The following is a 13,305-nucleotide window of genomic DNA, read 5'->3' on the forward strand; positions in this document are numbered from 1 at the left end:
GTCATGCGGATTTTCCCTTACAGGGTTTTGACGGAATGGCGCAGTGCTGAAAGGTCGTCTTCCCCGAGCCAGCGCCATGCGCCGGGCGTCAGGTCGTCCGGCAGCGTGAAGCCGCCGATGCTTTCGCGGTGCAGCGCCTCGACGCGGTTGCTGGCCGCGGCGACCATGCGTTTCACCTGATGATATTTGCCTTCGAGGACGGTCAGCGCGAGCGCATGCGTGTCGCGCGCGTCGGCGGCGACCGCCGCGATCGGCTTCGGCTCGCCGTGGAGCTGCACGCCGGCGCGCAGCGCGTCCAGCTGGGCGTCGTCGAGCGGGTGGCGCACGGTCGCGACGTAGGTCTTCGGCACCTTGCGCTTCGGCGACGTGTACGCGTGCACGAACTGGCCGTCGTCGGACAGCAGGAGCAGGCCCGTCGTGTCCTGGTCGAGGCGGCCGACGCACTGCACGCCGCGTGCGACGAGCGGCGCGGGCAGCAGGCTGAACACGCTCGCATGGTGTTGCGGCTCGCGCGAGCACTCGTAGCCGGCCGGCTTGTTGAGCGCGAGATACGCGCGGGCGTGGAACGGCCAGGCGGTGTCGTCGACCGTGAACACGAGGCCGTCGGTGTCGAACGACGCGTCGGGGTGGGTCGCGCTCGCGCCCGCGACGGTGACGCGGCCCGTTTCGATCAGTCCGCGGCACTGGCGGCGCGAGCCGAAGCCCTGCGTGTAGAGAATGCTTTCGAGATCCATAGCGCGCGCATTCTATCAAGCGGCGCGCCGGCGTCGGCACGAACCCGCCCGCGCTGGTAAGCTGCGGAGCGCCGCGCGCGACGCGGCGCACGTTCCTTCTTCACGGAAAGACGGTGTCAGCGTGAAGTAGCGCCAGGGCGGCGGCCGGTCCGTGCGAGGGCTGCCACCGTTCTCATCCGACACGGAGTTTGCCGCATGAATCCGACGACGCTCGATGCACTCGCCGATTTTCCCCGCCAGCTCGAAGCCCATTTCGCCGCCGTGCCGGACGGCTATGCACGCTGGACCCCCGACGACTGGAACGGCATCCCGAGCGAGCACTTCTCGCCGCTTGGGCAACTCTGCCACGTGCGCGACATCGAGATCGACGGCTACCACGTGCGGTTGAGGCGGATGCTCGATGAGGATCATCCGCTGCTCGTGTCGGTTGACGGCGAGGCGCTCGCGATCGAGCGCCGCTATGACGCCGCGTACGCATCCGCCGTGCTCGCGGCGATTCGCGACGCGCGGCGCGAGACGCTCGACCTCGTGTCGCGCCTGACACCCGAGCAGCTTGCTCGCACCGGCGAGTTCGAAGGCTATGGCGCGCTGACCGTGCGCGGCCTGGTTCATTATCTGTGCAGCCACGACCAGCAGCATCTGGCCGGGATGCAGTGGCTGCTCGGCAAGATCGACGCGGCGCTTTACGCACGCTGACTCGCGCGTGGGCGGTGGCCGTGCGACGTGTCGCGTCCAGCAGATTTCGCCGCCCCTGTCGGTGGGGCAGCCCACCATTCCGGATGCCTGATTGGATCGTTTTTCTGGATAATCCATCCAGCCATGCCCGGCTGACCGGCGCGTCGCGCGTGCCTACACTCCTAGCTTCATTCAACGCAAAAAGGAGTCAACCGTGGCTACTCACACGCTCGCAGACAAGGTCGTCCTGATCGCCGGTGGCGCCAAGAATCTCGGCGGCTTGATCGCCCGGGATCTGGCCGGCCACGGCGCGAAGGCGGTGGCGATTCACTACAACAGCGCGGCGTCGCAGGCGCAGGCCGAAGAGACGGCCGCCGCCGTGCGCGCGGCCGGCGCGCAAGCCGCGACGTTCCAGGCCGACCTGACGACGGCCGCCGCGGTGGAGAAGCTGTTCGGCGACGCGAAGCAGCGCTTCGGCAAGATCGACATTGCGATCAATACCGTCGGCAAGGTGTTGAAGAAGCCGATCACCGAAATCTCCGAGGCCGAATACGACGAGATGTTCGCGGTAAACAGCAAGTCCGCATTCTTCTTCATCAAGGAAGCGGGGCGGCATCTCGAGGATCACGGCAAGCTCGTCACGCTCGTGACGTCGCTGCTCGGCGCGTTCACGCCGTTCTACGCGGCCTACGAAGGATCGAAGGCACCCGTCGAGCACTTCACGCGCGCGGCATCGAAAGAATATGGCGCGCGCGGCATCTCGGTGACGGCGGTTGGGCCGGGCCCGATGGACACGCCGTTCTTCTACCCGGCCGAGGGCGCCGACGCGGTCGCGTATCACAAGACGGCGGCTGCGCTGTCGCCGTTCAGCAAGACGGGCCTCACCGATATCGAGGACGTCGTGCCGTTCATCCGCCATCTCGTGACCGACGGCTGGTGGATCACCGGCCAGACGATCCTGATCAACGGCGGCTATACGACCAAGTAACGGGCCGTGCCGGCGGTCGTCGCGTGCGCGCGGCGATCCGCAATGGACCGTTTGCATGGACAATGGGCGGGCGCGCGGGCACAAGGCCGCGCGCCCGTTTTTTCTGTGCCGCCGGGATCGGCCGCGACGCGCGGCGCTTGGCGGTGACGGTCGTCCGAACCCACGTTTTCCGCCCGCCGATGGACAAGCTGGATCAGGTCAGAATCTTCCTTCAGGTTGCCGAGATGGGCAGCTTCATCAAGGCCGCGCATGCGCTCGACGTGCCGCGCGCGACGGTGTCGGCCGCTGTCCAGCAGCTCGAGGCCGCGCTCGGCACGCGCCTGTTGCACCGTACGACGCGGCAGGTGCAGCTGACGGCCGACGGCGCGCTGCTGCTGGAGCGCGGCCGGCGCCTGCTCGCGGAAGCCGACGAGCTCGACCGGCTGTTCCGGCGCCGCGATCGCGACGTGATCGGGCGGCTGAACGTCGATGTGCCGAGCCGGATCGCGCGCCGAGTGATCGCGCCCGCGCTGCCGTCGCTGTTTCGCCGCTACCCGAAGCTGCAACTGTCGCTCGGCTCGACGGACCGCTCGATCGATCTCGTGCAGGAGGGCGTCGACTGCGCAATCCGGGTCGGGCGGCTCGCGGACAGCAGCCTCGTCGTGCGGCCGCTCGGGCAGTTCGCGCTGATCAACTGCGCGAGCCCCGACTACCTGCGCGAATGCGGCGTGCCCGAGCACCCCGATGCGCTCGCGCACGGGCACTGGGCGATCGGCTATGCGTCACCGACGACCGGCCGCGAGCTCCGCTGGGAATACTGCGCGGACGGCAGCCACCACACACTGGCGCTGCCGAGCCGTGTGACCGTCAACAACGCCGAAACCTATATCGCGAGCTGCATTGCCGGGATGGGGCTGATCCAGATTCCGCGCTTCGACGTCGTGCATCTGCTCGACAGCGGGGCATTGGTCGAGGTGATGCCCGGCCATCGGGCCGCGCCGATGGACGTGTCGGCCGTCTATCCGCATCGCCGGCACCGGTCGAGACGGCTCAACGCGTTCATCGAATGGTTCGCGGAGTTGATGGCGGATGCGTTGAACGACAAGGGCGCGACCGCGACCGGCGACTGAAAAGGGCGCCGCGCCCGCCCGCGCCGACTGCGATCGACGGCGGCATTCGACAGGTATTGCGGTGTTGCGGCCGGCGCGCGCCTTCAGCCCGGTCGGCTGGGAAGCCGTGGTCGAAACGCTGGCCGCGCGCGGCTACCGCGTGCTCGCCCGGCGTTGCGCGGCTTCGCGCCGACTCGCTTTGCGACCCGCGGTTCTGCGAGCAGGGCTGAACGCGCGGTGCACGCGTGGGGGCGAGATCGGTCGAGCCGGTCACTCGGTGCGGTGGGGAATGTTGTCCGGGAACGGGTAGGGCGCATGCGGCCCGGGCCATTCGGGCACGGGTGGCTGGCGGAGCAGGTCGCATCCGCCCAGCATGATCGACAGCAGCGCGACGAGCATGCCTCGGGCAATCCGGCTCGAAAAGAGGACGCGCGTGGACATGGGGGCCTCCGTGCTTGCGTGTCCTGATACTTGGACTGCCGAGGGAGGGCGCGCGTTGCAGTGTGCGATGCGCGCGGGAAAAACGCGCGGGAAAAAACAAAAAACCCGCGAAGCGGTGAGCTTGCGCGGGTTTCGACAGGTGCAGCGCATGACGCTGCGAAATACTGGTGCCCAGGGCCGGAATCGAACCGGCACGCCTTGCGGCGGGGGATTTTGAGTCCCCTGCGTCTACCAATTTCACCACCTGGGCTTTGATCCTGGCCGCGCATGCGATTGTGCGCGGCGAAACGCAAATTATGGCGGAAAACGGGGCACCGGGCAAGTTTTCCGGCGGCCGCCGTGTTACTGGCTCAGGTAGACGAACTGGCCGTGCTTCACGATCCCCATCACGCTCGCGCGTTGGTCGAGCCCCACATGATCCTTGTTGCTGGTGTTGACGACGCCGTTCGGCACGACGAGCTCGTGCGCGCGTTCGAGCTCGCGCCGCAGCGCCGCGCGGAAGGCCGGCGTGCCGGGCTGCGCGGTCTTGAGCGCGCGGCCGACTGCGTCGACGAGGCGCGGGTACACGCCCGCCGCGTCGCCAGCGAACTGCGTGACGGTGCCGGCACCGTATTTCGCTTCATATGCATCGACGAACGCGAGCGCGGCCCTGCGGGCCGGATGGTCTGCCGGCAGCGTGCGCGCGACGACGACCGGCTGGGTCGGAAACAGCGTCCCGTCGACGTCCTTGCCGCCGAGCTTGATGAATTCCGGCGTCGCGATCCCGTGCGTCTGGTAGATCGCGCCCTTGTAGCCGCGCTCGATCAGCGTGCGCTGCGGCAGCACGGCCGGCGTGCCCGAGCCCGCGATCAGGATCGCGTCCGGCTTCGCCGCGATCAGCTTCAGCGCCTGGCCGGTGACGCTTGCGTCGGTGCGGTTGAAGCGCTCCGTCGCGATCACGCGGATCTTGCGGACTTCGGCGAAGCGTGTGAATTCGTTCAGCCAGCTGTCGCCGTAGCTGTCCGCGAAGCCAATGAAGCCGACCGTCTTCACGCCGTGGTTGGCCATGTAGCGCGTCATCACGTCGGCCATCGCACTATCGCTCTGCGCCATCTTGAATGCCCAGGTCCGCGCGCCTTCCTGCGGCTCGACGATCGCGCCGGAGCCGACCAGCGTGATCATCGGCGTCTGCGCGGCCGCCACCGCGTCGAGCGCCGCGAGCGCGGCCGGCGTGATGTTCGGCCCGACCACGACGTCGACTTGATCCTCGTCGACCAGCTTGCGGATGTTGCGCACGGCGGCGCCCGGATCGGACGCGTCGTCGAGCACCGTCACCTGCAGCGGCTGCCCGGCGATCGTCTTGGGCCACATCAGGATCGCGTTCTTGCTGGTGATGCCTATCGCGGCGGCCGGGCCGGTCGACGACAGGTCGACGCCGACCTTCAGGTCGGCATGCGCGGCCGCGCAGGCGAGCACGAGGGCGGCGCCGGCGGCGCGGCGCAACAGGGCGGGAAGCGTCATGCGGGATTCTCCGTCGGACAGCAAAAAGGGGCGCGATATGCGCCCCCGTGGTTATACACGCCGCTCAGAGTTCGTACGATTCGGATTCGCCCTTGAGCGCCTGTTCGATCAGCTTGCGGTTCAGCGTCGGCGACAGCAGCTCGACGAGCGTATACACATAGCTGCGCAGGTAGGCGCCCTGCTTGAGCGCGACGCGCGTCACGTTGCTGCCGAACAGGTGGCCGACCGGGATCAGCCGCAGGTTGCGGTCGCGCTCGGGATTGAACGCGATGTCGGCCATGATCCCGACGCCGAGGCCGAGTTCGACGTAGGTCTTGATCACGTCGGCGTCGATCGCCTCGAGCACGATGTCCGGCGACAGCCCGCGCAGCGCGAACGCGTGATTGATCTTCTTGCGGCCCGCGAACGCGTCGTCGTACGTAATCAGCGGATACTGCGCCAGATCGTCCAGCGTGACCGGCTTGCGCTCCAGCAGCGGATGGTCGGCCGGCACGACGGCCGCGTGGTGCCACTGGAAGCAGGGCAGCGACACGAGTTCCTTGTAGTCGGCGATCGCCTCGGTCGCGATCGCGAGATCGGCCTGGTCGTGGATCACCATCTCGGCGACCTGCGTCGGGCTGCCCTGCAGGATCGACAGGTGCACCTTCGGGAAGCGCTTCTTGAATTCGGCGATCGCGGCGGGCAGCGAGTAGCGGGCCTGCGTGTGGGTCGCCGCGATGGTCAGGTTGCCCTGATCCTGCGCCGCATAATCCTTCCCGACCCTTTTGAGGCTCTCAACCTCCTGAAGAATCCGCTCGACCGACGCGAGGATGATCCTGCCCGGCTCGGTCAGCGAGCGCACGCGCTTGCCGTGCCGCGTGAAGATCTCCACGCCCAGCTCGTCCTCGAGCTCGATGATCGCCTTCGATACCCCTGGTTGCGACGTGTAGAGCGCCTTGGCGGCCTCGGTGAGGTTGAAATTCTGCCGGACGGCCTCGCGCACGAAGCGAAATTGGTGCAGGTTCATTTATAACCCTTCCGCATATCAACAGAATTTTTTAGTCGTTTGAAATATAAGGCGAGTTTATTACGATTCACCGGAGTTTTTCAAATATGGATATCTGTTTTCGTCATTAGCAATCCACCCGGCAGCGGATGGTGGCGGTGACGGCGGAACGGAGATTCGGGCGCGACGTGGCTAGGACGTCGCGCGGTCACCACGAAAACCCTGGGGTCCCCGAATGTATCAGTACGACCAGTACGACCAGACGATCGTCGACGAGCGAGTCGCGCAGTACCGCGATCAGGTGCGCCGCCGCCTGTCGGGCGAGTTGAGCGAAGACGAGTTTCGTCCGCTGCGCCTGCAGAACGGCCTGTACATGCAGCGCCACGCGTACATGCACCGCATCGCGATTCCGTACGGCAACCTGCGCAGCGAGCAACTCCGCATGCTGGCGCGCATCGCCCGCGAACACGACCGCGGCTACGGCCACTTCTCGACCCGCTCGAACATCCAGTTCAACTGGGTCCAGCTCGAGGAAACGCCCGAGATCCTGGCGAAGCTCGCGTCGGTGCAGATGCATGCGATCCAGACGTCGGGCAACTGCATCCGTAACATCACGGCCGACCAGTTCGCCGGCGTCGCTCAGGACGAGGAGATCGATCCGCGTCCGTGGTCGGAAATCCTGCGCCAGTGGTCGACGTTCCATCCCGAATTCGCATGGCTGCCGCGCAAGTTCAAGATCGCGGTGTCCGGTTCGAAGGACGATCGCGCGGCCGTGCAGATCCACGACCTCGGCGTGTACCTGAAGAAGAACGCACAGGGCGAAGTGGTCGCGAGCATCCTCGCGGGCGGCGGTCTCGGCCGCACGCCGATCGTCGGCGCGGTGATCAAGGAAGACCTACCGTGGCAGCACCTGCTGACCTACTGCGAAGCCGTGCTGCGCGTGTACAACCGCTACGGTCGCCGTGACAACCTGTACAAGGCGCGTATCAAGATCCTCGTGAAGGCGCTGTCGCCCGCGAAGTTCGCGCAGCAGGTCGAGGAAGAGTGGCAGCACCTGAAGGACGGCCCGTCGACGCTCACGCAGGCCGAACTCGACCGCGTGTCGCAATACTTCAAGCCTCCCGTCTACGAGAAGCTCGCCGACACCGACGCGTCGTTCGAACAGCACCTGCTCGAGAACAAGGCGTTCGCGCGCTGGGTCGAGCGCAACGTCGCGCCGCACAAGGTGCCGGGCTATGCCGCCGTCACGTTGTCGCTGAAGGATCACCGCGTGGCCCCGGGCGACGCGACCGACGCGCAGATGGACCTGGTGGCCGACTGGGCCGACGCGTACTCGTTCGGCGAACTGCGCGTGTCGCACGAGCAGAACCTGATCCTCGCCAACGTGAAGAAGCGCGACCTGTTCGCGCTGTGGGAAAAGGCGAAGGCGGCCGGTTTCGCGACGCCGAACGTCGGCCTGCTGACCGACATCATCGCGTGCCCGGGCGGCGATTTCTGCTCGCTCGCGAACGCGAAGTCGATCCCGATCGCGCTGGCGATCCAGCAACGTTTCGACGATCTGGACTACGTGTACGACCTCGGCGACCTGTCGCTGAACATTTCCGGTTGCATGAACTCGTGCGGTCACCACCACGTCGGCAACATCGGCATCCTCGGCGTCGACAAGGACGGTGCCGAGTGGTACCAGGTGTCGCTTGGCGGCGAGCAGGGCACGGGCCGCAACGGCGCGCGCCTCGGCCGCGTGATCGGGCCGTCGTTCTCCGCGGAGGAAGTGCCGGACGTGATCGCGAAGCTGATCGACACGTTCGTCGAGGCGCGCATCGACGGCGAGCGCTTCATCGACACGTACGACCGCATCGGCATCGCACCGTTCAAGGAGCGCGTGTATGCAGCGCGCCAGGCAGTGAACGCGTAACCAACCGGCTAGAAGGAATTTGCAGATGGCTTCGATTATCAAGAACCGCGCAGTGATCGACGACGCATGGCAGGTCGTGCGCGCGGCGGAAGACGGTGCGCTGCCCGCGGTCGACGCGTTGCCGGCCGGCAAGGTGCTGGTGCCGTTCGCCCTGTGGCAGGCCGAGCGCGCGGCGCTCGTCGCCGCGAAGACGAAGGACGAACTCGGCGTGTGGCTCGCGCCGGACAGCGAGCCGGCCGATCTCGTGGCCGATTTCGGCACGATCTCGCTGATCGCCGTCGATTTCCCGCGCTTCGCGGACGGCCGCGGATACAGCATCGCGCGCCTGCTGCGCGAGCGCCACGGCTGGACCGGCGAGCTGCGCGCGATCGGCGACGTGCTGCGTGACCAGTTGCTGTACATGTCGCGCTGCGGCTTCGACGCATTCGCGGTGCGTGCCGACAAGGACATCCGCGACGCGCTGAATGCGTTCACGGAATTCACGCAGCGTTACCAGGGCGCGTTCGACGAGCCGGCACCGCTGTTCCGCCGCCGCGACGCCGCGGCCGACGCCAAGGTGAACGCATGAGCACCGCGACCGCACTGACGCCGGAACTCGCCGCGAAGGTCGAGCGCCTCGACGCACTGCTTGCGCAGATCGGCGCGCGCCACGAGAAGGTGAAGTTCGCGAGCAGCCTCGCCGCGGAAGACATGCTGCTCACGCACGCGATCCTGTCGAAGGGCGTGTCGATCGGCATCTTCTCGCTGAACACCGGCCGCCTGCACGCGGAAACCCTGGGCATGATCGACCGCGTGCGCGAGCGCTACGGCTACGAGATCGAGCAGTTTCACCCGCGCCAGGACGCGGTCGACCAGTACGTCGCCGAGCACGGCCTGAACGCGTTTTACGAAAGCGTCGAGCTGCGCAAGTCGTGCTGCCACATCCGCAAGGTCGAGCCGCTGAACCGCGCGCTGGCCGACGTCGGCGCGTGGGTCACGGGCCAGCGTCGCGAGCAGTCGGTCACGCGTGCCGAGCTGCACGAGGAAGAGCAGGACGAAGCGCGCGGGATCGCGAAGTACAACCCGCTCGCCGACTGGACGGAAGCCGATGTATGGGCGTACCTGAAGGCGTTCGACGTGCCGGTCAACCCGCTGCATGCGCGCGGTTACCCGAGCATCGGCTGCGAGCCGTGTACGCGCGCGATTCGCCCCGGCGAGGACAGCCGGGCGGGCCGCTGGTGGTGGGAGTCACGCGACACGAAGGAATGCGGGCTGCACATCACGATCACGCCGATTCCCGCGAATGCCGAAGCCGGCGCCGCGCACTGAAAGCCGACAAGAAACCGAATATTGCGCCGCCTGCGACAGCGGGCGGCACGAACCCAGAAGAGAAGGACTGAAATCATGAGCACGACGCTCGAGCAATCCGCCTTTGCCCCGCCCACCGGTGCCGACGACCGCATGGGCCACCTCGACTGGCTCGAAGCCGAGTCGATCCACATCCTGCGCGAACTCGTTGCCGAATGCAGCAAGCCGGCGCTGTTGTTCTCGGGCGGCAAGGACTCGGTCGTCGTGCTGCACCTCGCGCTGAAGGCATTCGGCCTCGGCGCGAACCGCAAGACGACGCTGCCGTTCCCGCTCGTGCACATCGACACGGGCCACAACTACGAGGAAGTGATCGACTTCCGCGACCGCCGTGCGCAAGAGCTGGGCGCCGAGCTGGTGGTCGGCCACGTCGAGGATTCGATCCGGCGCGGCACGGTCGTGCTGCGCCGCGAAACCGATTCGCGCAACGCCGCGCAGGCCGTCACGCTGCTCGAGACGATCGAACAGCACGGCTACACGGCGCTGATCGGCGGTGCGCGCCGCGACGAAGAGAAGGCGCGCGCGAAGGAGCGGATCTTCTCGTTCCGCGACGAATTCGGCCAGTGGGATCCGAAGGCGCAGCGCCCGGAACTGTGGAGTCTGTTCAACGCACGCCTGCACAAGGGCGAGCACCTGCGCGTGTTCCCGATCTCGAACTGGACCGAGCTCGACGTGTGGCAGTACATCGCGCGCGAGAACCTCGAACTGCCGTCGATCTACTACGCGCACCAGCGCGAGATCGTGCGCCGCAACGGTCTGCTCGTGCCGGTCACGCCGCTCACGCCGATGCGTGACGGCGAGACGAGCGAACTCGCGCAGGTGCGCTTCCGCACGGTCGGCGACATCAGCTGCACGTGCCCGGTCGAGAGCGATGCGGACGACGTCGAGAAGATCATCGCCGAGACGGCGGTGACCGAGATCACCGAACGCGGCGCGACCCGGATGGACGACCAGGCATCCGAAGCCGCGATGGAACAGCGCAAGAAGCAAGGTTATTTCTGAAGCACACGAGGACATTCACATCATGAGCATCATCGAGAACACCGAAGACCTCGGCGTGTTGCGCTTCATCACCGCGGGCAGCGTCGACGACGGCAAGAGCACGCTGATCGGCCGCCTGCTGTACGACAGCAAGGCCGTGCTGTCCGACCAGCTGTCCGCGCTGTCGCGCGCGAAGAACAAGCGCACGGTCGGTGACGAGATCGACCTCGCGCTGCTGACGGACGGGCTCGAAGCCGAGCGCGAGCAGGGCATCACGATCGACGTCGCATACCGCTACTTTGCGACCGCGAAGCGCAAGTTCATCATCGCCGACACGCCGGGCCACGAGCAGTACACGCGCAACATGGTGACGGGCGCATCGACCGCGCATGCGGCGATCATCCTGGTCGACGCGACGCGCGTGACGGTCGAGAACGGCGTTGCGGAACTGCTGCCGCAAACGAAGCGCCACAGCGCGATCGTGAAGCTGCTCGCGCTGCAGCACGTGATCGTCGCGATCAACAAGATGGACCTCGTCGACTACAGCGAAGCGCGCTTCAACGAGATCCGCGATGCGTACGTTGCGCTCGCGAAGCAGCTCGGCCTGAAAGACGTGCGTTTCGTGCCGGTGTCGGCGCTGAAGGGCGACAACATCGTCGGCGCGAGCGAGCGCATGCCGTGGTATGCGGGCGAGCCGCTGCTCGACGTGCTCGAATCGCTGCCGGTCGAGACGCAGGCCCATGACGCGCTGCGCTTCCCGGTGCAGTGGGTCGCACGCCAGGACGGCAGCTCAGCCGACGATTTCCGCGGCTACATGGGCCGGATCGAATCGGGCGAGGTGAAGGTCGGCGACGAAATCGTCGTGCTGCCGTCGAACCGCACCGCGACGATCGCCGAGATCGTCGCGCCGGTGCCGGGCGGCACCGCGTCGGTTGCGCACGCATTCGCGGGCCAGACGGTGACGATTCGCCTTGAACAGGACGTCGACGTGTCGCGCGGCGACATGTTCGTCACGACCGCCGAGACGGTCGCGCCGGCGAAGAAGCTCGAGGCGGACCTGTGCTGGTTCGACGAGACGCCGCTGTCGCCGCACCGCAAGTATCTGCTGAAGCAGACCACGAGCACGGTGTTCGCGAAGATCGGCGCGGTGAAGGAAGTGCTCGACGTGCATACGCTGTCGCACGCGACCGACCGCCAGGAACTGAAGATGAACGACATCGGCCGCGTGGCGCTGACGCTGCAGAAGCCGATCGTCTGCGACACGTACGACGCGCACCCGGGCACGGGCGCGTTCGTGCTGATCGACGAGGCGACGCATCATACGGTCGCCGCCGGCATGATCCGGGCGTTCTCGGCATAACCGGCGTTGAGCGCCGCCCGTGCGGGCGGCGCGCGCCGGTTGCCGTCCACGAGCAGGACAAGCGAAGCGACAAACATGGGCAAGGTGTATCTGATCGGAGCAGGGCCGGGCGCTGCGGACCTCATCACGGTGCGTGGCGCGCGGCTGCTCGAGCAAGCCGACGTCGTGCTGCACGACGCGCTCGTCGAGCCCGCGATGCTCGACTATGCGCCGAACGCGCGGAAAATCGCGGTCGGCAAGCGCTGCGGGCAGCGTTCGACCGCGCAGCACTTCATCAACAAGCAGATCGTCGACGCGGCGCGCGAGCATGCGTGCGTCGTCCGCCTGAAGGGCGGCGATCCGATGCTGTTCGGTCGCGCCGAAGAAGAAATGCGCGCGCTCGAGGCGGCCGGCATCGATTACGAGGTCGTGCCGGGCATCACCGCGGCGCTGGCCGGCGCGGCGACGCTGAAGCGCTCGCTGACGTTGCGCGGCGTGTCGCGCAGCGTCGCGTTCGCGACGCACAGCCGTGCACCGGGCAGCGACGAGATTCGCGAGACCGCGCGCGCCGATTCGATCGTCTACTACATGGGGCGCGACAGCGCGCCGGGCATCGCCCGCGAACTGATCGACGCGGGCCGTGCGCCCGCGACGCCGGTGGCGATCGTCGAGGCCTGCAGCACCGTGCGCGAGCGCACGCTGACGCTCACGCTTGCGCAGATGGCGGCGGGCGACGCGCAGGCGTGGCTCGACCCTGCGGAACCGAGCCTGCTGATGATCGGCGATGCGTTCGCCGAACGCGTGCGGCGCGTGAAAGAGGGCGATGCGCTGCAGGACGCCGCTTGAGTCGAACGCGTGGTTTGCAGGCGCAAAAAAAGCGCTGGCTTCCGAAGCCAGCGCTTTTTTGTTTGGGCCACCGGTTCGCTTATGCGTCGCGGCCGAGCTGGTCGATGCAGTAGCGTGCGATCGCATCGAGCACGCCGTCGTCTTCCCCGACGGCCGTCGCGCAATGGATCTCGATGCCCGGATGCGCGGCACGGCACGCGTCGACGAGCTGCGGCAGGTCGCGGCGCACATGGCCGCCCTGGCCGAAGAACACGGGCACCACGGTGATGCGCGTGCAGCCGGCCGCGACCTGCGCGGCAACGGCCGTATCGAGCGACGGCGTCATCAGCTCGAGAAACGCGAGCGACACGTGCGGGGCAGGGGGGCCGGCCGCGCGCAGCCGTGCGGCGAGCCGCTCGAACGGCTCGGCCCAGCGCGGATCGCGTGCGCCGTGGCCGAACAGGACGATACCGTGCGAACTCATGTCGAA

General features: G+C 67.2%; 14 protein-coding genes and 1 tRNA gene. 9 read left to right on the forward strand and 6 right to left on the reverse strand.

Going from position 1 to position 13,305, the window contains the following annotated elements; genetic code table 11:
• Nucleotides 1-17 precede the first annotated feature (17 nt).
• A complete protein-coding gene (locus DIE08_RS03655) occupies nt 18-734 on the reverse strand; it encodes a pseudouridine synthase (protein WP_124901026.1) in 717 nt (238 codons plus the stop codon).
• Nucleotides 735-929: 195 nt separating this feature from the next.
• On the opposite strand from DIE08_RS03655, the gene DIE08_RS03660 reads away from it, so the two are divergent.
• From DIE08_RS03660 to DIE08_RS03670, 3 genes are all read left to right on the forward strand, one after another.
• Complete coding sequence (locus tag DIE08_RS03660) at nt 930-1,430, forward strand: DinB family protein (RefSeq protein WP_124901027.1); 501 nt, start codon at nt 930-932, stop codon at nt 1,428-1,430.
• A 193-nt stretch (nt 1,431-1,623) separates the two neighbouring features.
• Nucleotides 1,624-2,397, forward strand: a complete 774-nt coding sequence (locus DIE08_RS03665; RefSeq protein WP_059603913.1) for an SDR family oxidoreductase — start codon at nt 1,624-1,626, stop codon at nt 2,395-2,397.
• A 179-nt stretch (nt 2,398-2,576) separates the two neighbouring features.
• The gene (locus DIE08_RS03670) at nt 2,577-3,506 is read left to right on the forward strand and encodes a LysR family transcriptional regulator (RefSeq protein WP_124901028.1); all 930 of its coding nucleotides are present in this window, start codon (nt 2,577-2,579) and stop codon (nt 3,504-3,506) included.
• Nucleotides 3,507-3,755: 249 nt separating this feature from the next.
• Here the strand turns inward: DIE08_RS03670 and DIE08_RS35480 are convergent, their stop codons facing one another.
• The 4 genes from DIE08_RS35480 to DIE08_RS03690 form a co-directional block, all read right to left on the reverse strand.
• Nucleotides 3,756-3,926 carry a hypothetical protein gene (locus tag DIE08_RS35480; RefSeq protein WP_179955272.1) on the reverse strand — a complete coding sequence of 57 codons (171 nt, stop codon included), beginning with the start codon at nt 3,924-3,926 and terminating at the stop codon, nt 3,756-3,758.
• Between the two features lie 165 nt (nt 3,927-4,091).
• Nucleotides 4,092-4,176: transfer RNA gene (locus tag DIE08_RS03680), tRNA-Leu, on the reverse strand.
• Between the two features lie 92 nt (nt 4,177-4,268).
• A complete protein-coding gene (locus DIE08_RS03685) occupies nt 4,269-5,426 on the reverse strand; it encodes an ABC transporter substrate-binding protein (protein WP_124901029.1) in 1,158 nt (385 codons plus the stop codon).
• Between the two features lie 64 nt (nt 5,427-5,490).
• Complete coding sequence (locus DIE08_RS03690) at nt 5,491-6,432, reverse strand: CysB family HTH-type transcriptional regulator (protein ID WP_009689198.1); 942 nt, start codon at nt 6,430-6,432, stop codon at nt 5,491-5,493.
• Nucleotides 6,433-6,646: 214 nt separating this feature from the next.
• On the opposite strand from DIE08_RS03690, the gene DIE08_RS03695 reads away from it, so the two are divergent.
• The 6 genes from DIE08_RS03695 (at nt 6,647) to cobA (ending at nt 12,836) form a co-directional block, all read left to right on the forward strand.
• Entirely contained in the window at nt 6,647-8,326 is a 1,680-nt protein-coding gene (locus DIE08_RS03695) for a nitrite/sulfite reductase (RefSeq protein ID WP_124901030.1), read from the forward strand.
• Nucleotides 8,327-8,351: 25 nt separating this feature from the next.
• A complete protein-coding gene (locus DIE08_RS03700) occupies nt 8,352-8,894 on the forward strand; it encodes a DUF934 domain-containing protein (RefSeq protein WP_124901031.1) in 543 nt (180 codons plus the stop codon).
• A complete protein-coding gene (locus DIE08_RS03705; RefSeq protein WP_059692230.1) occupies nt 8,891-9,634 on the forward strand; it encodes a phosphoadenylyl-sulfate reductase in 744 nt (247 codons plus the stop codon). The genes DIE08_RS03700 and DIE08_RS03705 overlap by 4 nt, the downstream gene beginning before the upstream one ends.
• A gap of 75 nt (nt 9,635-9,709) precedes the next feature.
• Complete coding sequence (cysD, locus tag DIE08_RS03710) at nt 9,710-10,672, forward strand: sulfate adenylyltransferase subunit CysD (RefSeq protein WP_059603846.1); 963 nt, start codon at nt 9,710-9,712, stop codon at nt 10,670-10,672.
• A gap of 22 nt (nt 10,673-10,694) precedes the next feature.
• Nucleotides 10,695-12,011, forward strand: coding sequence for a sulfate adenylyltransferase subunit 1 (locus DIE08_RS03715; RefSeq protein ID WP_059603843.1), 1,317 nt, complete (start codon nt 10,695-10,697; stop codon nt 12,009-12,011).
• Between the two features lie 75 nt (nt 12,012-12,086).
• A complete protein-coding gene (gene cobA, locus DIE08_RS03720; protein WP_124621592.1) occupies nt 12,087-12,836 on the forward strand; it encodes a uroporphyrinogen-III C-methyltransferase in 750 nt (249 codons plus the stop codon).
• 79 nt (nt 12,837-12,915) lie between these two features.
• On the opposite strand, the gene DIE08_RS03725 is transcribed toward cobA, so the two are convergent.
• Nucleotides 12,916-13,299, reverse strand: coding sequence for a sirohydrochlorin chelatase (locus DIE08_RS03725; protein ID WP_124901032.1), 384 nt, complete (start codon nt 13,297-13,299; stop codon nt 12,916-12,918).
• Nucleotides 13,300-13,305: the final 6 nt, after the last annotated feature.

Origin of the sequence: Burkholderia sp. Bp9004 (genome assembly GCF_003858025.1) — a bacterium.
Taxonomy (GTDB): Bacteria; Pseudomonadota; Gammaproteobacteria; order Burkholderiales; family Burkholderiaceae; genus Burkholderia; species Burkholderia diffusa.

Coding starts and splice junctions, on each gene's coding strand:
- DIE08_RS03655 (WP_124901026.1), bottom strand. CDS start 734: ATGGATCTCGAAAGCATTCTCTACACGCAGGGCTTCGGCTCGCGCCGC.
- DIE08_RS03660 (WP_124901027.1), top strand. CDS start 930: ATGAATCCGACGACGCTCGATGCACTCGCCGATTTTCCCCGCCAGCTC.
- DIE08_RS03670 (WP_124901028.1), top strand. CDS start 2,577: ATGGACAAGCTGGATCAGGTCAGAATCTTCCTTCAGGTTGCCGAGATG.
- DIE08_RS35480 (WP_179955272.1), bottom strand. CDS start 3,926: ATGTCCACGCGCGTCCTCTTTTCGAGCCGGATTGCCCGAGGCATGCTC.
- DIE08_RS03685 (WP_124901029.1), bottom strand. CDS start 5,426: ATGACGCTTCCCGCCCTGTTGCGCCGCGCCGCCGGCGCCGCCCTCGTG.
- DIE08_RS03690 (WP_009689198.1), bottom strand. CDS start 6,432: ATGAACCTGCACCAATTTCGCTTCGTGCGCGAGGCCGTCCGGCAGAAT.
- DIE08_RS03695 (WP_124901030.1), top strand. CDS start 6,647: ATGTATCAGTACGACCAGTACGACCAGACGATCGTCGACGAGCGAGTC.
- DIE08_RS03700 (WP_124901031.1), top strand. CDS start 8,352: ATGGCTTCGATTATCAAGAACCGCGCAGTGATCGACGACGCATGGCAG.
- DIE08_RS03705 (WP_059692230.1), top strand. CDS start 8,891: ATGAGCACCGCGACCGCACTGACGCCGGAACTCGCCGCGAAGGTCGAG.
- cysD (WP_059603846.1), top strand. CDS start 9,710: ATGAGCACGACGCTCGAGCAATCCGCCTTTGCCCCGCCCACCGGTGCC.
- DIE08_RS03715 (WP_059603843.1), top strand. CDS start 10,695: ATGAGCATCATCGAGAACACCGAAGACCTCGGCGTGTTGCGCTTCATC.
- cobA (WP_124621592.1), top strand. CDS start 12,087: ATGGGCAAGGTGTATCTGATCGGAGCAGGGCCGGGCGCTGCGGACCTC.
- DIE08_RS03725 (WP_124901032.1), bottom strand. CDS start 13,299: ATGAGTTCGCACGGTATCGTCCTGTTCGGCCACGGCGCACGCGATCCG.